Source organism: Chitinophaga qingshengii (assembly GCF_014529935.1).
Taxonomy (GTDB): domain Bacteria; phylum Bacteroidota; class Bacteroidia; order Chitinophagales; family Chitinophagaceae; genus Chitinophaga; species Chitinophaga qingshengii.
The window spans coordinates 501,418-520,993 of record NZ_JACVFC010000004.1; the positions used below are offsets into that span (position 1 = coordinate 501,418).

Annotated in this window: 18 protein-coding genes; 12 read left to right on the forward strand and 6 right to left on the reverse strand. The window is 47.6% G+C overall.

Annotation, left to right across the window (positions count from 1 at the left end):
- The first annotated feature begins 43 nt into the window (after window positions 1-43).
- Together greA and ICL07_RS26455 are read left to right on the forward strand one after the other, a co-directional pair.
- Window positions 44-517, forward strand: a complete 474-nt coding sequence (gene greA, locus ICL07_RS26450; protein ID WP_188091062.1) for a transcription elongation factor GreA — start codon at window positions 44-46, stop codon at window positions 515-517.
- 170 nt (window positions 518-687) lie between these two features.
- Window positions 688-1,077, forward strand: coding sequence for an HIT family protein (locus ICL07_RS26455; RefSeq protein ID WP_188091063.1), 390 nt, complete (start codon window positions 688-690; stop codon window positions 1,075-1,077).
- 2 nt (window positions 1,078-1,079) lie between these two features.
- Here ICL07_RS26455 and ICL07_RS26460 read toward each other — a convergent pair whose 3' ends face one another.
- Together ICL07_RS26460 and ruvC are read right to left on the reverse strand one after the other, a co-directional pair.
- Window positions 1,080-1,778 carry a response regulator transcription factor gene (locus ICL07_RS26460; protein WP_078670371.1) on the reverse strand — a complete coding sequence of 233 codons (699 nt, stop codon included), beginning with the start codon at window positions 1,776-1,778 and terminating at the stop codon, window positions 1,080-1,082.
- A 175-nt stretch (window positions 1,779-1,953) separates the two neighbouring features.
- Window positions 1,954-2,514, reverse strand: a complete 561-nt coding sequence (ruvC, locus tag ICL07_RS26465) for a crossover junction endodeoxyribonuclease RuvC (RefSeq protein WP_188091064.1) — start codon at window positions 2,512-2,514, stop codon at window positions 1,954-1,956.
- 52 nt (window positions 2,515-2,566) lie between these two features.
- On the opposite strand from ruvC, the gene ICL07_RS26470 reads away from it, so the two are divergent.
- The 3 genes from ICL07_RS26470 (at window position 2,567) to ICL07_RS26480 (ending at window position 5,163) form a co-directional block, all read left to right on the forward strand.
- On the forward strand, window positions 2,567-3,535 hold the full coding sequence (locus tag ICL07_RS26470) for a lysylphosphatidylglycerol synthase domain-containing protein (RefSeq protein WP_343071127.1): 969 nt from the start codon (window positions 2,567-2,569) through the stop codon (window positions 3,533-3,535).
- 9 nt (window positions 3,536-3,544) lie between these two features.
- On the forward strand, window positions 3,545-4,336 hold the full coding sequence (locus ICL07_RS26475; protein WP_188091065.1) for a DUF3108 domain-containing protein: 792 nt from the start codon (window positions 3,545-3,547) through the stop codon (window positions 4,334-4,336).
- Between the two features lie 122 nt (window positions 4,337-4,458).
- A complete protein-coding gene (locus tag ICL07_RS26480; protein WP_188091066.1) occupies window positions 4,459-5,163 on the forward strand; it encodes a response regulator transcription factor in 705 nt (234 codons plus the stop codon).
- Between the two features lie 114 nt (window positions 5,164-5,277).
- On the opposite strand, the gene ruvB is transcribed toward ICL07_RS26480, so the two are convergent.
- Window positions 5,278-6,306, reverse strand: a complete 1,029-nt coding sequence (ruvB, locus tag ICL07_RS26485) for a Holliday junction branch migration DNA helicase RuvB (protein WP_188091067.1) — start codon at window positions 6,304-6,306, stop codon at window positions 5,278-5,280.
- A 176-nt stretch (window positions 6,307-6,482) separates the two neighbouring features.
- Between ruvB and ICL07_RS26490 the strand changes: the two genes are divergently transcribed.
- Together ICL07_RS26490 and ICL07_RS26495 are read left to right on the forward strand one after the other, a co-directional pair.
- Window positions 6,483-7,787 carry a M28 family peptidase gene (locus tag ICL07_RS26490; protein WP_188091068.1) on the forward strand — a complete coding sequence of 435 codons (1,305 nt, stop codon included), beginning with the start codon at window positions 6,483-6,485 and terminating at the stop codon, window positions 7,785-7,787.
- Window positions 7,788-7,932: 145 nt separating this feature from the next.
- Window positions 7,933-8,688 (forward strand): hypothetical protein, encoded by a 756-nt coding sequence (locus tag ICL07_RS26495; protein WP_188091069.1) that lies wholly within the window; start codon window positions 7,933-7,935, stop codon window positions 8,686-8,688.
- 83 nt (window positions 8,689-8,771) lie between these two features.
- Here the strand turns inward: ICL07_RS26495 and ICL07_RS26500 are convergent, their stop codons facing one another.
- Window positions 8,772-9,623: an endonuclease/exonuclease/phosphatase family protein gene (locus ICL07_RS26500; protein WP_188091070.1), complete on the reverse strand. Its 852-nt coding sequence runs from the start codon at window positions 9,621-9,623 to the stop codon at window positions 8,772-8,774.
- A gap of 54 nt (window positions 9,624-9,677) precedes the next feature.
- A complete protein-coding gene (locus ICL07_RS26505; protein WP_188091071.1) occupies window positions 9,678-10,289 on the reverse strand; it encodes an RNA polymerase sigma factor in 612 nt (203 codons plus the stop codon).
- Between the two features lie 265 nt (window positions 10,290-10,554).
- Between ICL07_RS26505 and ICL07_RS26510 the strand changes: the two genes are divergently transcribed.
- The 3 genes from ICL07_RS26510 to ICL07_RS26520 are packed head-to-tail and all read left to right on the forward strand — an operon-like array spanning window position 10,555 to window position 16,591.
- On the forward strand, window positions 10,555-11,574 hold the full coding sequence (locus tag ICL07_RS26510; RefSeq protein WP_188091072.1) for a FecR family protein: 1,020 nt from the start codon (window positions 10,555-10,557) through the stop codon (window positions 11,572-11,574).
- Between the two features lie 26 nt (window positions 11,575-11,600).
- Window positions 11,601-15,167, forward strand: a complete 3,567-nt coding sequence (locus ICL07_RS26515; protein WP_188091073.1) for a SusC/RagA family TonB-linked outer membrane protein — start codon at window positions 11,601-11,603, stop codon at window positions 15,165-15,167.
- A 23-nt stretch (window positions 15,168-15,190) separates the two neighbouring features.
- The gene (locus ICL07_RS26520) at window positions 15,191-16,591 is read left to right on the forward strand and encodes a RagB/SusD family nutrient uptake outer membrane protein (protein WP_188091074.1); all 1,401 of its coding nucleotides are present in this window, start codon (window positions 15,191-15,193) and stop codon (window positions 16,589-16,591) included.
- A gap of 60 nt (window positions 16,592-16,651) precedes the next feature.
- On the opposite strand, the gene ICL07_RS26525 is transcribed toward ICL07_RS26520, so the two are convergent.
- Window positions 16,652-17,341: a peptidoglycan DD-metalloendopeptidase family protein gene (locus ICL07_RS26525; protein WP_188091075.1), complete on the reverse strand. Its 690-nt coding sequence runs from the start codon at window positions 17,339-17,341 to the stop codon at window positions 16,652-16,654.
- Window positions 17,342-17,385: 44 nt separating this feature from the next.
- Between ICL07_RS26525 and ICL07_RS26530 the strand changes: the two genes are divergently transcribed.
- Together ICL07_RS26530 and ICL07_RS26535 are read left to right on the forward strand one after the other, a co-directional pair.
- A complete protein-coding gene (locus ICL07_RS26530) occupies window positions 17,386-18,168 on the forward strand; it encodes a prolipoprotein diacylglyceryl transferase family protein (protein ID WP_188091076.1) in 783 nt (260 codons plus the stop codon).
- Window positions 18,161-19,567, forward strand: a complete 1,407-nt coding sequence (locus ICL07_RS26535; RefSeq protein WP_188091077.1) for a radical SAM protein — start codon at window positions 18,161-18,163, stop codon at window positions 19,565-19,567. Before ICL07_RS26530 ends, ICL07_RS26535 begins: the two co-directional genes overlap by 8 nt.
- Window positions 19,568-19,576 lie beyond the last annotated feature (9 nt).

A 19,576-nucleotide genomic window follows, 5' to 3' on the forward strand; every position in this document is an offset into this window, starting at 1 on the left:
GCGTTGATTTTTTTTTCTTATAACCATAAAAAACAAGCAGGTTATGTCTGGCATAAACTACGTTACGAAAGAAACCCTGGACCAAATGATGAGCGAACTTAGCATCCTTAAAACAAAGGGTCGTGCCGAAATTGCACGTGCTATTTCCGAGGCAAGAGAAAAGGGAGACTTGAAGGAAAATGCCGAATATGATGCCGCCAAGGAAGCGCAGGGTATACACGAGGCTAAAATCGCGACACTGGAAGCTGCTATTGCCACTTCCCGTATTGTAAGTGCAGACGCCATCGATACATCCAAAGTATCTATTTTATGTAAGGTTACTATTACCAACGTCGCCAATAAGAAAACTGTTACTTACCAGCTGGTTTCTGAAACAGAAGCAGACCTGAAGGCGGGTAAGATCTCTGTTACTTCTCCCATCGGGAAGGGGCTGCTGGGTAAAACGGTAGGTGACGTTGCGGATGTACAGGCGCCCAATGGCGTGATCAAATTCAAGATTGAGAGTATTACGGCATAACCCCATGCTGTTGCACAATATCGAAGGGGTTGCATCACTGCAACCCCTTTTTTATTGGGCATTTTTTCATTTTTATATTTAGTTATTTGATTTCGGTATTTTGGGGGCAAATCCCTTTATCAGGAAATGGAAAACCCGTATCCAATAGTTAAATATCAAAATAATCAAATATGACAATCTTCACCAAGATCATTAAAGGCGAGATTCCCAGTTACAAGATTGCTGAAAACGAGCATTTTTACGCATTTCTGGACATTTTCCCTTTAATGAAAGGGCATACGCTGGTCATTCCCAAAGTGGAAACAGACAAGTTTTTTGACGTATCGGATGATTTATTGAGGGAGTGGTTGGTATTTGCCAAGCCGATAGCGCAGGCTATTGAGCGGGTGGTACCTTGCAACCGGGTGGGAGTGAGTGTGGTAGGGTTGGAAGTACCCCATGCGCACATGCACCTGATTCCGATTAATTCCGTACAAGACATGAATTTTTCGCGCGGCAAGCTGAAACTGTCAGAGGAGGAGTTTAAAGTTATCCAGGAACAGATAGTGGCGCAGCTGTAGTATTATGACTTCACAGGGATATTGAACCGGAATCCGACACCGTGTAGTGTTTCCAGTTTTACATGCGGATCTGACTTAAAGTGTTTTCTTAGTTTGGTCACAAAAACGTCCATACTCCGGCCCAGGAAGTAGTCGTCTTTTCCCCATACATGAGAAAGGATATCTTCCCTTTTCAGTGTTTTGTTAGGGTTTTCGCACAGGTATCTGAGCAGTTCGGCTTCTTTCTGGGTAAGGGAAATGGAGATTTCACCTGTTTCATTGTACAGGCGGAGGTCTTCATAATCAAACATCAGTTTACCGATCGCGAAGGTGGTGCTTCTTTTGGCGATCTGGCTCCGTGTTCTTTTCAGGAACACTTCTATACGCAGGATCAGTTCCTGCATGCTGAATGGTTTGCTGATATAGTCGTCAGCACCGGTCCGCAGGCCGGCTATACGGTCTTCTTTTTCATTTTTGGAAGTCAGGAAGAGAATCGGAATGTGGTCATTAACCGTGCGGATCTGTTGCGCCAGCGTGAGGCCGTCTTTTTTGGGCATTACCACGTCGAGCAAACAAATATCGAAAGTGCGTAACTGGAACTGTTCCCACGCGGCCTGGCCGTCTATACTGTGCACAACATCGTAGCCCGCTTCTTCCAACCGCTTCTTTGTAACTGCACCAATATATTCATCATCTTCCACCAATAGGATTCTTGCTTTCATATTTGCCTGATGCTGATTAATAAAAAGCTTGTTGCGCAATTCATGCTTAACAAATGATGGTCATTTTTCATAGTGATGCTAATTTTCCGGCTATGGCCGGGTTAGCCGTTTATTCAGGATGAACAATTTCAAACAAAGTAACTACATTTTACGAATTTATGAAATAACCTTTTAGCTACCGTGAAATCCGTTCCGGGTGCTTTTGCAAAAATTGTTCCCAGCCTTTGGCTTTACTGATGGCGGCCAGCGGGCTGCTTTCCTGGTAGAAGTGACAAACGGCAACTGCCAGTGCATCGGTCGCATCCAGGTAGTCGGGACGTTCGGCGATACTGAGAATACGTTGCAGCATCAGCCATACCTGTTCCTTATCAGCATTACCATTGCCGGTGACAGACTGTTTGATCTTCTTGGGTGAATACTCCGTTACTGCCAGGCCGGCGTGCATAGCGGTAGCAATAGCCACTCCCTGTGCCCTGCCCAGCTTGAGCATACTCTGTACGTTCTTCCCAAAGAAAGGCGCTTCAATGGCAAAACAGGATGGTTTGAACTCCTTGATCAATTCATTTACGCGGGCGTGAATCAGTTGTAAGCGTTCGTAATGGTCCTTGGTCCGGGATAATTTCAGGACATTCATGTCTATCAGACTGGCTTTTTTTCCTTCCACCTGAATCAGTCCATATCCCATTACAAGGGTGCCGGGGTCAATGCCTAGAATTATTTTTGCCTTGTTTGCCAACCACAGTATATTTTTGCAAAAATCTTGATATCTGAACAAAAGTACCAAAATAATTCTCAATTACTTATTAGGAGCAGGGCTTTTTACCTGGTTGGCATACTCCATCTATAGCCAGTTGACCCACCGGGAAAACCTGGAACAATCACTGCAGCATATGAGCAGAACGCTGCAGGAGAAAGGATGGATGGGGCTATTACTGGTGCTGTTGCTGATGTTCTTTAACTGGGGACTGGAAGCCAGAAAGTGGCAAAAGCTGGTCCGCCCCCTCGAGCCTATCTCTTTTCTCAGAGCCTTCAGCGCCATTCTATCGGGGGTATCCCTTTCTATCAATACCCCTAATCGTATAGGCGAATACGGTGGGCGTATCCTGTACCTGAAAAACCATAATAAGCTCAAAGCTATCGCTGCTACCATTGTAGGAAGCTTCAGCCAGCTGATTGTGACTGTTATTTTTGGGTTAATAGGTATGCTTTATTATCTCAACAACTTTACGCTGGTAAAGGAAAACAGCTATTTCCCCCCTAATTTCTGGGAGAAAATCGTGTTTGGTATCCTGGTAGTAATTTGTGTGCTGACGATATTGTTATATTTTCGGCTACAGATTATTCTGGCTGTATTTGAAAAAGTCAAATTCCTGCGAAAAGCGAAGGTGTTTGTACAGATTATAGTACGCTACTCTGCCAGCGATTTACGTTACCTGTTGCTGCTTTCAGCCATCCGGTACGTGGTCTTCTCGGCACAGTATTTGATTTTGTTGGACGCGCTGGGTCTGGAGTTTTTGTGGTGGCAGGCTTTTCTGCTCAATAGCGTAATCTACCTGGTAATGGCCATGGTGCCTACCATTGCGATCGCAGAGCTGGGAATCCGTGGCAAAGTCAGCATCTATTTTCTCGGATTGCTCAGCACTAATACGGCCGTTATTATAGCAGCCACCGGTGGTATCTGGTTAATCAACCTTTGTTTACCGGCAGTAATGGGAAGTGTGCTGCTCCTGGGTGTAAAAATTTTTAAGGACAAATAGCTTCCAGCAATGAGGTATCTTCTACTCATCATCTTATGCTTCGCCTGTGTAACCCCCGCTCGTGCGCAAAATGAATTCTGTTCTATCCGTAATACCAGTTTTAATGTGGGAGAAACCATCACTTTTAAGGTGATGTATAACCTTGGTAAGATGTACGTCGGCGCCGGGGAGGCCGTTTTTACTGTCGCCCTCGAACATTTCGCTAACCGCGATGTATACCACATCACCGGCGATGGCCGCACCTTCCGCGCGTACGACTGGATCTTTAAAGTACGCGATAAGTACGAAACCTGGCTTGACACGGCCACCATGCAGCCACTGAAGTTCCTCCGCAATGTAAACGAAGGCGGTTATAAAATTTATAACAACGTCATATTTAACCAGGCAGCCCACCAGGCCACCAGTACCAACGGTACCTTTACCGTACCACCCTGTGTGCAGGACGTTATCAGCGCCATCTACTACGCCCGCAATATCGACTTCTCCAAATACAAGGAAGGCGATAAAATACCTTTCGCCATGTTCCTGGATGACCAGGTGTATAATATCTATATCCGGTATCTTGGTAAAGAAGAAGTCAATACCCGCTTCGGCAAATTCAGGGCTATCAAATTCAAGCCCCTGCTGATCAAAGGCACCATCTTTGAGGGTGGAGAGAAAATGGCGGTATGGGTCAGCGACGATGGTAATAAGGTACCGCTGCGGGTAGAAAGCCCCATCTCCGTAGGGAATATTATTGTAGACATGGTTAATTACAATCACCTCCGCTACCCCTTTAGTTCGTTGATCAAACAACGATAAAATATTTACCGGCCTGAAAATGAATAGATTTAACAATTCTTTGGGCTGTGGCCGTCCAAAATTTACCGACCTTTCAGGCCGCAGAAAAACTTTATATTTGTTATAATCAACCCTTTATGATTATGGAAGAACGTAAACCGAAGATATTACTGGCAGAAGATGATACCAACCTGGGCATGGTACTTAAAAACTACCTGGAATTGAATGATTACGATGTGGAATTATGCCGCGACGGCATCCTGGCACTGGCCGCTTTCCGCCGCGAAAAATTCGATATCTGCCTGCTGGATATTATGATGCCCAATATGGACGGCTTCAAACTGGCGGAAGAAATCCGGGACGTAGACCCCGATATCCCGCTGTTTTTCCTTTCTGCCAAAACCATGAAGGAAGATATCATCCAGGGCTATAAACTGGGGGCCGATGATTATATCGCCAAACCGTTCGACAGCGAACTGCTGCTGCTGAAAATCAAAGCCATCCTGAAACGCAACCAGGAACTGAACAGCAAGGAAGAAGAACAACACGAATTCCAGATCGGTTCATACGCCTTCAACTCCCGCTTACGCACCCTCGCCCATAACGGCGACAGCCACACGCTTTCCCCTAAGGAAAACGAACTGCTGCACATGCTCTGCGAACATAAAAACGACCTCCTGCCAAGGGAACTGGCCCTCAAAAAGATATGGGGCAGCGATACCTACTTCAACGGCCGCAGTATGGACGTATACATCGCTAAACTCCGCAAATACCTGAAAGACGATCCGAATATCGAGATCGTGAATATTCATGGTAACGGGTTTAGGTTGGTAGTGAAAGAACTGTAACCGTGGAATACATGATTTTCGCTGGTTAGCGAAGATTGAAGTGAATAACATATTGTGTTTTATAAAAAAGCACCCACACGGTGGGTGCTTTTTTTATGCAGATCCCTGGATTGATCAGAATAACAGATTGGAGCCACCTCTGAACGGTGTAGTACCCAAATGCACATACGCTTTTTCCGTTACCTCACGGCCCCGGGGCGTACGTTTGATAAAACCTTCCTGGATCAGGAACGGTTCATATACTTCTTCCAGGGTACCGGCTTCTTCTCCCACCGCAGTAGCAATGGTAGTGATACCTACCGGTCCGCCTTTAAAGTTTTCGATGATCACCCGCAGAATACGGTTATCCATTTCATCGAGGCCGTATTCATCTACATTGAGGGCTTTGAGACTGAGTTGCGCTATTTCCAGGTCTATCACCCCGTTACCGATTACCATGGCAAAGTCGCGCACGCGGCGCAGCAGGCCGTTGGCAATACGGGGGGTACCACGGGAACGGCGGGCAATCTCTCCGGCGGCATCAGAAGTGATTTTAGTCCCTAACAGACCGGCTGCACGCCAGATGATCTTCTGTAGTGTGGCGGCATTGTAGTATTCCATCCTCGACTTGATGCCGAAACGGGACAACAGGGGAGCGGTGAGCAACCCTGAACGGGTAGTAGCCCCGATGAGCGTGAAAGGATGCAGGTTCAGCTGTATAGAACGGGCATTAGGCCCGGTATCAATCATAATATCGATGCGATAGTCTTCCATGGCGGAATACAGGTATTCTTCCACCACGGTGCTCAGCCGGTGTATTTCGTCGATGAACAGTACATCCTTGTCTTCCAGGTTGGTCAGCAACCCGGCCAGATCACCAGGTTTTTCGATCACCGGCCCGGAGGTTTCCCGGATATTTACGCCCAGCTCATTGGCCACAATGCGCGACAGGGTGGTTTTCCCAAGTCCGGGAGGACCGTGGAACAAAACATGGTCCAGCGCTTCATCCCGCATTTTGGCGGCTTTGATAAATATCTTCAGGTTTTCGATGATCTGCTCCTGGCCCGAAAAATCTATGATTTCCCGGGGCCGGATACTGTTCTCAAACTCCTTCTCAGCGGCACTGAGTTTATTTTCTTCTGGTCTTAATTGCGGATTGGACATAATATACTGATCAAAAATACCAAATTAAATGCAGCCGATTGCGGTATCCTACAAACATGTTAATGCAACCCGCCGGAAAATCCTTAGCATTGTATACTGGTAAAACAGATGACTGTATCTTACAGCCGGCTGATGCCACCGCTAAACAACCAAAAAGACAAAAGACCAGACTGCTCATGAAAAAAATGATTTTATCGCTGGCTGCGGGATGTATGCTTACCTCCGCTTACGGTCAGCAGATATCGCAAAAAGAAGTAGCCCGCATTATTAACACGCTGGCGGCCGACGATATGCAGGGCCGTCAATCGGGAACGCCCTCTATTGACAAGGCTGCTGCCTTTATCAGCAATGAATTTAGGAAAGCTGGTTTAGCACCGTTGTCCGGTGAACAAAATTACCTGCAAAGTTTTTCCCGTTATGGTCTTCATACAGTAGCCACTACGCTGACGGTGAACGGTGTTGCCCAAAACTGGCCGGTACTGACAATAGGCGCCTCCAGGCATGTACAGCTGCACCGGGATACCGCCCAATGCCTGGAAATAAAGGTGACTAATGCGGATGAGCTGCGTGCTGTTTTAGGCAAACGCAAGTCCATGCAAAAGAACATAGTGGCCTGGCTGGCTCCTTCCTTAGATGCCTATCTGGCTAATCTGGAAGGCTCTATCTCCAGCCGTATGTATGCTACCGAGCAGGAAGTGCCCGCCGATACGGCCACCCGGCAAATGGTGCTGATATTGGAAAGAGAACCGTTGAAGGCGGATGATAACTGGTCAGTAGATCAAACCCGCAGCATTCACGCACAACAATTCACCAATGTGGTGGGGATGATCAAAGGTGCAGCCAAACCAGATGAATATGTGATCTATTCCGGTCACTATGATCACCTGGGTATATTACCGCCGGTTGATGGTGACAGTATCGCCAACGGTGCGGATGATGATGCATCCGGTACCACCGCGGTGATTATGCTGGCAGATTATTATAAGAAGAAACGGCCTGCCCGTTCGCTGATTTTTGTAGCCTTCACCGCAGAAGAGATGGGTGGCTACGGTTCTGCTTACTTCTCTCAGCAAATGGACCCTGCGAAAGTAGTCGCGATGTTTAACATTGAAATGATCGGTAAGGAATCCAAATTTGGTAAGAACAGCGCGTTTATTACCGGGTTTGAAAAATCAGATTTTGGTACGATCCTGCAAAAGAATCTGAGTGGTTCTGCTTTCCGTTTTTATCCCGATCCTTATCCGGAGCAAAACCTGTTTTATCGCTCAGACAACGCTAACCTGGCCAAATTGGGCGTGCCTGCCCATACGATCTCTACCACGCAGATTGATAAAGACAAATACTATCATACCGTGAAAGATGAGGTGTCTACACTCGATGTTAAAAACATTACAGATATTATTAAAGCGATTGCGGTGAGTTCAGGAACGATTGTGAATGGAACGTCAACGCCTACACGTATTACCCCTGTTTCCCAATAGGGAAGCGACATCATATATTCATCCGGTTGCGTCACGCAACCGGATTTTTTATTTTTAATTAATACATCATCTGTTCTTTTTTCGGTTTTCTTGTTTATTTTTATGGCCAATATTTCCCCAAGTAGTCATTTAAAACCATATCAATATGAAAACCGGAATCCTACAATTCTGCGGTGCGCTTGGCATTGCATCCATGATGCTCGCATCATGTTCAAAAGACATGTCGGGGCCTGATCAGCAACCAACGCCTGATGTGAAGGACTCTACATCTATCAACTACGAAATCGCTGCGGTAAATCCAACGTACACGTTAACACCCGATGCCGCGGGCCGTTTATCAGCCATTACCGGCGATGCCTCCATGGCCAAGGCTTCCGGAGGGTTCGACATTACGTGGGACACCGCCACTGCCCGCTTAAGGGAAATCCGCTTCGACGCCAAACGCGGAAAAGATGAACTGGAATTTAAGCTGAAAACAGACCGTCAGATTGACCTGAAACAAATCCCCGCACAACTGGGCGCTATCAGAATCCCGCTGGGCACTTATCAAAAGGTGAAAGTGTATGCCAGAGTGGAAGGCGACAAAAAAGATCCTGCAGTAAGGTTAATAGGATTCCTGACCTGGGATGGCAAAAAAATCCCGATGGAAATCCTGCTCTCCGGCGTGATCGAATTACAGGCGCAAGGAAAAGATGTGGTGGTGACAGACAAAAAAATCGACTGGAAAGGCTCTCTCAAAATTTCAATGGACCTGATTTTAACCAAACTGCAGGTGGGTGATTTCACCGGCTCTTTCACCAGTGGAAAACTTAAAATCAGTGTAGACGTTAACGGAAACCTGCATAACAAAGTGGTGGACGCACTGGAAAACAGCATGAGCGTTGAACACACCCACGATTGATTGTGAACGTAAACTATTCGGCAAAAAGCTTGCAAAGAAGCAGGGAAAGGTGCTTGTCATTTCCCTGCCTTCTTTGTTTTTAATTATTGCAGTATGATTTTCGCCAATACGGCAAAATGATCGGATGCAAAGCGACCGCCCCATGTTTGGGAGATGGAAGCATGTTGTAATACCTTAAATTTCCCTTTCAGAAAAATATAGTCGATAGGCTGGTCATCTACTTCAGCCGGGTGCCATCCGTTGAAAGTGCCGGTAGGCCCGTAGTGCGGCGTTACGCTGATACTTTTGCTATCAGTGAAATGCAGGGGATTGTTATTGTCCATCACTACGCGGATAGGCTCATCTTCCGGAGTGGCGTTGAAGTCGCCCGTGATAACAGCCGGTGTGTTGCCGGCAATCTTATGTACCTGTTGTAACAGGAAGCGGGCGCTTTCACGGCGTGCCACTTTGCCCATATGATCGAAGTGAGTGTTAAAATGATAGAATATCTTTTTGGTTTGTTTATCCCTGAACAGGCCCCAGGTTACTATACGCGTAATAGCGGCGTCCCAGCCTTTGCTGCCGTGGACTTCCGGGGTTTCTGATAACCAGAATGTCTCCGTTTTGAGTAATTGCAACCGCGTCGTATCATAGAAGATCGCGGAGAACTCGCCTTTGTTTTTGCCGTCTTCACGGCCGCCTCCAATGGATTTGTAGCCAGGTAAAAGCCGGCGCAGGTCTTCCATCTGGTCAAACAGTGCTTCCTGTACTCCCAGGGTATTGGCCTGGTGAAATAATACTTCCGATGCTACTTTTTCTTTCCGGTAAGGCCATGCATTCAGACTATCGCTTTTGGTATTCAGCCGGATGTTGAATGTCATTACCTGCAACGGCGCCTGTGCCATTGCTGCGCCCATGAGCAGGGATAACACGCCTGTCAGCCATATCTTTCTCATATAATAACTGTTTAGCTGGTAAAAATATCAATCACGGGGCTTTATGTCAAGCTGCTAAGGATAAATGGCTGTTTTTAATGCTGCAAGCTGTGTGAGCAGGATAGCAGTGGAAATACCCAGCAGCTCCCGCATGTTTTTGAGTGCGCGGGCAGAGAGTTTATAGGCGCCTTTCACCGAAATGCCCATAATACCGGCAATCTGATCGTAATCCAGTTCCTCGAAATAACGGAGATACAGGATTTCCTTCTGGCGTGCATTGAGTTGATTCAACGCCTGTAATAACTGCTGATGTTTGGCCTGCAGCTGTTCCTTTTTAATATAGGCGTGCTCGGTAGAGAAGTGGGCCAGGAAATCATGTTCCTGCTGATCGAAGGCCACAAGTATGGCATTCCGCCGGGGACGCAGCCGGTTGTACAATGTGCCGCGTAGCGCTACAAACAGGTAGGGACGGGCATCTACCGTGGTGCTAAGATTTTCTTTGTTTGTCCACAGTTTGATGAATAATTCCTGTATCACATCTTTCACTACATCATCGTTGGCATGCAATCGCATACCATACTCATACAACCGTTCAAAATAACGGTCGTACAGTTGAGCGAACGCCTGTTCATCGCCTTGTTGTATGGCTGTCCAGAGTGTAGTGTCAGTTACTGTTAAAAGGTCCATCTCCCGCTTAATCGGCTAAATGTACAAAAAAATGTATAGCCGTACCCGGTTGTTCCGCTCTCATATAATCATAAATAAATATGAAAAATATACATGCATATAATGTCAATAAAATCAGTACTTCTATAAGTTTTAATTAAAAAATTATAAAAAAATTGAAAAAAAGTGGGGTGTTTTGCGAATTCCTTGTGTTCTGTTGGAGCATGGGGTTGTTGTTACTAACGCTCCTGTGATGATTACTGTGCTGCAAACGAAGAACTGATAATTGGAGAAGAACTATTATTTATTTACGAAAGATGATTTTCTGGAAGATGCCTTCTTCCGGGAGTGGGTGAGGTATGCCACACCGGAGGCGACAGCCTTCTGGGAGGCTTACCGGGACGGCGCGCCACCCAATGCAGCGGCGATGGAACAGGCGGTGGAAACATTACAGGCTATTTGCTGTCTGGAACGTATCACCCCTGCAACAGGAGATAAGGCACAGGTATGGGCGCAGATACAGGCCGGTATCACTACGGCAACACCGGTGTTGCCTATTACCAGGAGCTACCGCAAACGCTGGCTGGCGGCGGCAGTACTGTTACCGCTACTGATATTGACAGCCTGGTACTTCCTGCAATCCTCAGGTGTGCATCGGGTGGAAAGCGGCTATGGTCAGCAAGTCCGGGTGAAACTGCCCGACTCATCGGTGGTTATTCTGAACGCTCACTCCACGCTGACCTACCATACCTGGAAAGATGGCCGTCGGGAAGTATGGTTGGATGGTGAAGCCCTCTTCGATGTCAGGCATGCTGAAATGCCCGCCGCGCAGCACTTTACGGTGCATGCAGGCAACGTGAAGATAGAAGTGCTGGGCACTGTCTTCAATGTAAAACGGCGTAGAGGCGTTACCGAGGTATACCTGCAAAAAGGGAAGGTAAAAGTCTCTTCTCCCGAAAAAGAACAAATACTGATACTGCAACCAAATGAACAAGCTACGTATAACAATCAGCAACAGCAGCTGCTGAAAAATACCGCTGACGCCAACATTGCACTGGCATGGCGCGACCATAAAATGTTATTAAAACAAACCACTGTCGGGGATATTATACACGCATTGCAGGATACCTATGGTTTTACCATCATACTGCAAGATACATCCATTGCCAACCGCACCCTGGAAGGGACGTTATCCCTGGATAATGTAAATAATGTATTGTTTGAATTGTCTGCAATACTGAATGTAAAAATTGAAAAGAACAATGATACGCTGTACCTGAAAGATAACGGGCAGCGCGGATATTAAACAGATCAATATAAAAACCAAGATCAATGAGGATTTGTACCAGACAAAGCCTTCGTGGCTTCCTGTACCTATGCGTACTGTTACTCACCAGTGTTGTGGCAAGGGCACAACAACGCGTCATCCGCACAGCAGCGCCTGTGCCGGTACAATATGCACTGGAAAGGGTGACCGCTATTTATGGCACTACCTTTATGTATGAAGGCGCTCTGCTGAAAAACAAAACCACCAACGTAGTGGTAGAAAGTATGAAAGACCGCCCGGTGGAAGAAGTGCTGAAAAGCATCCTGTATCCTGCTGAGCTGCTGTTTTTGTATGTAGACAAAAACCATTACACCATTGTAGCCCGTCAGCACAAAGAGAAGAAGGCGGAGAGCCTGGTTCCCGGCGCTACACCGGCCGATGAAGAAACTCGTACTATCAGCGGTCTGGTGAAAGACTACGCCAATACACCGCTGCCGGGTGTAACCATTCAGCTGGAAGGAGGAAAGAAATGGGCGGTCACCGATAATACCGGTTATTATATTATCAGCGTGCCGGTGAATGCTATGGCGTTGATTTTTACCTATGCCGGCATGGAGCGGAAGCGGGAGCTGGTGGGTACCCGCGCTATGATCAACGTATTCCTGGAAAGCAAAACACTGGATGAAGTGGTGGTTACCGGTTATCAGACCATCTCCAAAGAGCGCGCTACCGGTGCTTTTGCTACCGTAAAAGCTGCCGACCTGGAGAAACGCCGTATCTCCAGCCTGAAACAGGTGCTGGAAGGTACGTTGCCAGGTGTGGTCAGCTATAATGGTGATATCAGTATCCGTGGTACCAGTACGTTCAAAGCCACTGGTGCGCCTTTATATGTGATCGACGGTTTCCCGGTGGAAAATACGGCCTATGACATCAATACCATGAAACTGAAAGATTTTATTCCCAACATCAACCCGGAAGATATTGAGAATATCACCGTGCTGAAAGATGCTGCTGCAGCTTCTATCTATGGTGCGCGGGCAGCTAATGGTGTTATCGTTATCACCACCAAAAAAGCCAAAGCAGGTACCACCCGTATTGCCTTCTCGGGCGACTTTGCCGTGAAACCGAAGTATGACCTTTCCTATCAGAAGAAAGCCAGTGCCAGTGAAATGGTAGACCTCACGCTAAATTATTTTGACAACAACCCGGGATATAAAGCCAATCCGTTACAGGAGGCCAGCCGCCTGCGCAACTATGCCGGCGCTGTTACACCGGCTGTGGAGATCATGCTGCAACTGGCAGAAGGGAAAATTACGCGGGAGGAAGCGGATGCACAAATGAATCAGCTGCGGGGGATGAATCTGTACAACAAACAGGTGTTGCAGCTGTTGCGTCCTGCTGCTAATCAGCAATATAACCTGTCCCTCTCCAAAGCTACTACCGGTAATGCTTTTAACTTTTCCGCCACTTTCCGCAATGAACAGGGATATCAACGCAGCGATAACAATAAAAACCTGGGCCTGAACCTGCGCAATGTGTTGACCGTTAACAAATGGCTGACAGCGGAAGCGGGCGTGTTCCTGAATTATGGCGATTCCCAAGGCCCTGGCGCAGATGCGATGAACCTGCCGGATGCGATCAACGACCAGTTGCCCTTCGAGCCCATCTTCGATCAGAACGGTAACCCGCTGCCACTGCGGAACCGGCTGCGGACCGACGAAATAGCCGACTATAAAAAATACAATCTCAATTCAATCGATCAGGTGTTGCAGGATGAACAAAACTACAACCAGGTACGGCAACTGGACCTGAGAACCCGTGTTTACGGCAAACTAACGGCCAGAATACGTCCCTGGATTTCCTACGAAGGCATGTTCCAGTATGAAAAGAACAGCGGGAAATCCGAACAGTTCCTGGAGGCGGAATCCTACTATATGCGGGATAAGCTGAATAGTTTCACCTACCTGGACACCAAAGGAAATGTGGCGAATAAGTTCCCGCAGGGCAACGGCTACCGTACATTCAATAACTACCTGCGCGCCTATACGCTGCGTAACCAGATGAATGTGAACAAATCTTTCGGTAGCCATGAAATCGTTGCCATTGCCGGATCTGAAACCCGTGAATTAAAAAATAACCGGGATTTTATGGCTATGTGGGGCTACGACCCGCTCACATTGCAATATGTGCCGATCAATAACCCGGCGGAACTGCTCAACGGTATCACCGGGCTAAACAGGCGTTCAGGAAGGATATACAGTTATAAAGATCTGCTGACAAAAGGAGAGACCATCAACCGTTATTTCTCTTTCTACGGAAACGGCAGCTATACCTACGATGAGAAGTACATGGTTAGCGGCAGTATCCGGTATGACCTCTCCAACCTGTTTGGTACCAATCCGGCTTATCAATACCGGCCGATGTGGTCTGCAGGTGGCAGCTGGATCATGAGCAAAGAGAAATTCATGGAAGATATTTCCTGGCTCAATCTCCTGAAACTGCGGGCTTCCTACGGTATCAATGGTAATGTGGCAAAGGATGCCGGGCCGTTTATGACAGTCTCTTATACCCTGAACACCTTAACGAACAACCAGATAGGGAATATTAAATCGCCGCCTAATCCAAATCTGCGCTGGGAGCGCACTACCACCACCAACTTCGGTGTTGACTTTGCCTTGTTGAAGGACCGTTTGTCTGGTGCAATTGATGTGTATAAGCGAAAAAGCGATGACCTGTTGACTACTGTCACCATTGATCCGGCGCTGGGTTTTGCTTCTGCTATTATCAACAACGGCGCCATGGAGAATAAAGGTGTGGAGCTGATGCTGAAAGGGCAGCTTATTCGCCAGCGTAATTTCGGTTGGGATGTTACCCTCAACGGTTCCTATAATAAAAACAAAGTGACCCGTGTGGACCTCAAACCAGGCACCGCTTCCATTTTAATATCTGATGCGGAGAACGGAAGTAATTTCCTGGAGGGCAAGCCGTATAAGAGCATGTATAGTTATCCCTATGCCGGACTCAATAATTACGGCGAACCGATGATATATACACTGGATGGTGTCGCTGCCAACGTAGCGGTGACTGATCCTAATATCGCAGTATACAGTGGTTCCCTTGTTCCGATTTTCAGCGGCGCATTGATTAATAACATCAACTGGCGCAATTTCCAGTTCTCCTTTATGTTCGTTTACCACCTGGGTAATGTCATGCGCGGCGATGCGGCCGTTATTGAGATCCAGCCTAATAGCGGTACGCTGTTGAGCGGCGTGGCTGATAAAGTCTGGAAACAACCGGGTGATGAACAGTACACGAATGTGCCCCGTATTTCCTGGGAATACGATCCGCGTAGAACCAGTTTCCGTCCTGCTTATTATCGTTACGGTGATCAAAATGTAGTGAGTGCTTCCTACATTAAGGCGCGCAACCTGGCACTGAGCTACTCGCTGCCCAAACAATGGATCAGAAAAGCTAAGATAGCGGATGCCCGTATCCGTTTCCAGGCAGATAACCTGTTCTATATCGGGTTTAATGGACTGGGAATAGATCCTGAAGCCGCAAACCTGCGTACGGGCGGCCGTTACCTGCCGGTAATGCCCACCTATAACGCAGGCTTTAACATCACACTTTAATCATCAGCACAAAAGATATGTATATGAAAAAGATTATGCTGTTTGTTTTGGGAGGAAGCCTGATGATAGGCGCTGCCAGCTGTAAAAAATACCTGGAGATTGTGCCCAAGGGAGAAAAAATCCCACAAACGCTGGCGGACTATAAGCCGTTGATGGAAAGTAAAAACGCCCACACTTTTGATTATACCAACCAGGTAGTGGTGGGTAATGAGTTTTATCAACCGTTACAGCAGCAGGTGGCCGTCAACCTTACCAACATCAATTTTAACTGGCAGGAAGACAAAAACCGGGCGGAGCTGGTGGTGGATGATGGAGGATATAACAGTGCCTACAGTGGTATTTTTATTTACAATACACTGGTGAACAATGTGCCCGATGCTACTACAGGTACCGCAGCGGAGAAAGCGCAGCTGGTGGCCCAGGCACGTATTGGCAGGAGTATGTTGTATTTCTACCTCGTTACATCCTACGCTAAAATGTATGATGCCGCTACTGCCAACACAGATCCTGCGGTACCCTTCAATATCACAGGTGATCCGGAAGATCAGCCTAAACAGGTGTCTGTTCAGCAGATCTATGATTTTATCCTGCAGGAGGTTACTGCCGCCCTGCCAGACTTGCCCAGGGTAGCGGAAAATAGCCTGTATGCCAGTAAAGGCACCAGTTACGCGTTCCTGGCGCGTGTTCACCTGTTCATGAAGCATTACAGTGAAGCGGCGGCTTTTGCCGATCAGGCACTGGCTGAAAACAGCGCACTGTTCGATTATGTGGGCTATTATAATGAGAATAAGACCGTCCTGGAAAAACCGACGCCTTCAGTAACGGTGCCCAAGTTTGAGTTTACCAGCCCGGAAAACTATATATTCCATTACGGCGGCGGTATTGTGCCTAACCAGGGCTTCTATGCCTCTTCTATGCGTTATGCGGATTCTGCGTTGTATGACAACGGCGATGTGCGCCGGCTGGTGAATTTTGCTCCCAGGAGCCTGGGCGCCAATGCGGAAACGATCTGGTCTTACCGGAGAACTGACAACGTCAACGTAGGTGGTATCCGTACGCCTGAAATGTATTATGTGAAAGCAGAATGCCTCGCCCGCAACGGCAAGCCTGGAGAGGCGATGACGGCACTGAATACAGTACGCCGTAAACGTATACTGCCGGCTAACTATGCGGATGTTACGGCCACTACTACAGAAGAGGCTATCCGCCTGATACGCCGTGAACTGTTATGCGAATACCGCGGCACCGGCTTGCACTACCTCACCCTTCGCCGCTTCAATAATGATCCGCAATACAAGGCTACCATCAACAAGGTAGAGGGTACAAACACGTATTCCATCAAGCCGGAGTCGCTGATGTGGATCATGCCTTTTTCGGTGAAAGCACTGGCTTATAACAAGTCTTTGCAGCAGAACTCGAAATAGGAAAAACCAAAAACCAACCAACCATACAAGCAGGTCGCCGGATTGCCGGCGGCCTTTTTTTTATCCGTGTGTATTCCGGTTCAGTTGGAGGATCAGATCGGGGTCGGGACAATTTTGCAGGTACTTTTCCCGTTCGCTGTAGCGGCATACGCCGGGATAATCGCCCCGGTAGTGCATCATATCGGCAATGATCTGGAAATGCAGATGAGGGGGCCAGCCGCCGTTTTCCGCCGGGGTACCGAACCAGGCAAACGCTTGTCCGGCGGCTATGGGCATTTTTTCGTATAGCCCTCGCAGGTTGGAGATGCTGAGGTGTCCGTATAATGTATAGAACGTATAGCCGTCCAGTTGATGTTCGAGAATGATAGTAGCGCCGTAGTCGCCGAAATGGTCGTTGAAGCGGAAACTGTGCACATGCCCTTTGAGCGGCGCGGATACCGGTGTTTCGGCGGCGCCCCACACATCGATACCCAGGTGCAGCCGGCGGGGCTCTTCTCCCGCGTCGAAATGTGGACTGACAGCATAGATCGTGCGGTGTTCATTATATCCGCCAATACCCAGCCGGCAACCGGCATCGGCAAGGGTACGGGTAATGTAGCGGCAAAAACGGTCTATGTTGTTCAGGATAGGTTTAGTAAGAGATGTGTTGTTGGCAGTAAAATCCATGACCAGCAGCTGTTCATCGGGATGGAACAGCGTGATCACGGGTTGGAAGGTGGACTGGTGTTGTTTTAATACCTCCTGTAACATATTTTGTCAGCTTAAACTGTACATCTAAATATAAATATTAATTTGTGTATAAAATAATCAGTTACCCCGTGGAGTATCCTGTATATGTGTCTGTTGGTGCGCTTCATTTCCCGTTACATGTGCTAACGGAAACGCTCGGTATGTTTATCGGCTTCCGTTATTTCCTGTATCTGCGCCGGCGCCAGGGTGATAAAGTGGATAGTGGCAACCGTATCTGGTCTGTTATCGGCGCTACTTTTGGCGCCTTGCTGGGCAGTCGTTTACTGGGAGCGCTGGAGAATCCTCCGGGGCTGTTGCATGCCGATAACCTGTTGTTATATATCTACCAGAATAAAACCATTGTGGGTGGATTATTGGGTGGCCTGATCGGCGTGGAATCCATCAAAAAGATAGTAGGGGAACGGCAATCCACCGGCGATTTGTATACCTATCCGCTGATACTGGCCATGGTGATAGGCCGTATTGGTTGTTTCAGTATGGGTATTTATGAAGAAACGTACGGCGTACCTACCAGTTTGCCCTGGGGTATGAATCTGGGTGATGGCCTGCTACGCCACCCGGTATCTTTGTATGAAATCGTTTATCTGTTACTGTTATGGCGGCTGCTGCGCATGGTGAGCCGCCGCTATCGGCTGGTCAGCGGCGCCCGTTTTCAGCTGTTTATGATCGGATACCTGTTGTTCCGTTTCCTGCTGGATTTTATCAAGCCGGGGTACCGCTTTGCGTTCGGTCTTGGCTCCATACAGCTGGCTTGCCTGGCCGGACTGATCTATTATGCACCCGTTATCTTTTTCCCATCACGATTAATTGAGAAACAATATGCCTGAGAAAAACTACACCTACTACGATTTTACGGTAAGTATCTGCAGCAGCTGTCTGCGGCGTGTAGACGCTAAGGTTATCTTTGAAGATGACAAGGTGTTTATGGTGAAAAACTGCCCCACCCACGGAAGGGAAAAAGTACTGATTGCGACGGACATCGATTATTACAAAAACACCCGTAATTATAACAAACCTTCGGAAGCGCCGCTGAAAACCAACACCAATACACATTATGGCTGTCCATATGACTGCGGTCTTTGCCAGGACCATGAGCAACATTCCTGCCTGTCGGTGATTGAAGTAACGGACCGTTGCAACCTGAGTTGCCCTACCTGCTATGCGATGTCTTCGCCGCATTACGGCCGGCATCGTACCCTGGAAGAGATAGAGCAGATGCTGGATATCATTGTGGCTAACGAAGGCCAGCCGGACGTAGTTCAGCTGAGCGGAGGGGAACCCACTATACATCCCCAGTTCTTCGAAATCCTGGATATCGCTAAAAAGAAGCCTATCCGCCACCTGATGATCAATACCAATGGGATACGGATTGCAAAGGACAAGGAGTTTACCGCCCGCCTGGCTACCTATATGCCCGATTTTGAGGTGTACCTGCAATTTGATTCCTTCCGGCCGGAATCGCTGGAACGTATGCGGGGGAAGGATCTTACAGAAACGCGGAAACAGGCGCTGGAAAATCTCAACGAAGTAAATCTCAGTACCACTTTGGTGGTAACATTACAACGTGGCGTTAATGAAGACGAGATGGGTAAGATCATTGACTATGCGCTGCAACAGAAATGCGTGAGAGGCGTTACCTTCCAGCCGGTACAGGTGGCTGGCCGTACAGACGATTTTGACCCGGCTACCGACCGTATAACGTTAACGGAAGTACGGCAGCGTATATTGGAGCAGTCGCCCATATTCAATGCCCACGATATTATTCCCGTGCCTTGTAATCCTGATGCACTGGCAATGGCTTATGCGCTGAAAATAGATGGGAACGTGTTCCCGCTGACCCGTTTTGTAGATCCGGCGGTATTATTGAACAACAGTAAAAACACGATTGTTTATGAACAGGATGAGCAATTGCACCAGCACGTACTGAAAATATTCAGTACCGGCATCTCCACGGATGCTGCTGTTTGTGATATGCAGTCCTTATTATGCTGCCTGCCACAGATACAGGCGCCCGGACTGGATTATAACAACCTGTTCCGGATCGTGATCATGCGATTTATTGACGCGTATGATTTCGACGTAAGGGCTATTAAAAAATCCTGTGTACACATCGTTCATAAAGATGGAAGGATTATTCCGTTTGAAACCATGAACCTGTTTTACCGGGATGATAAAGAAGAATACCTGAAAACATTACAGGCGGAAAGAACTGATGTTCAGATATAAATACAGTAT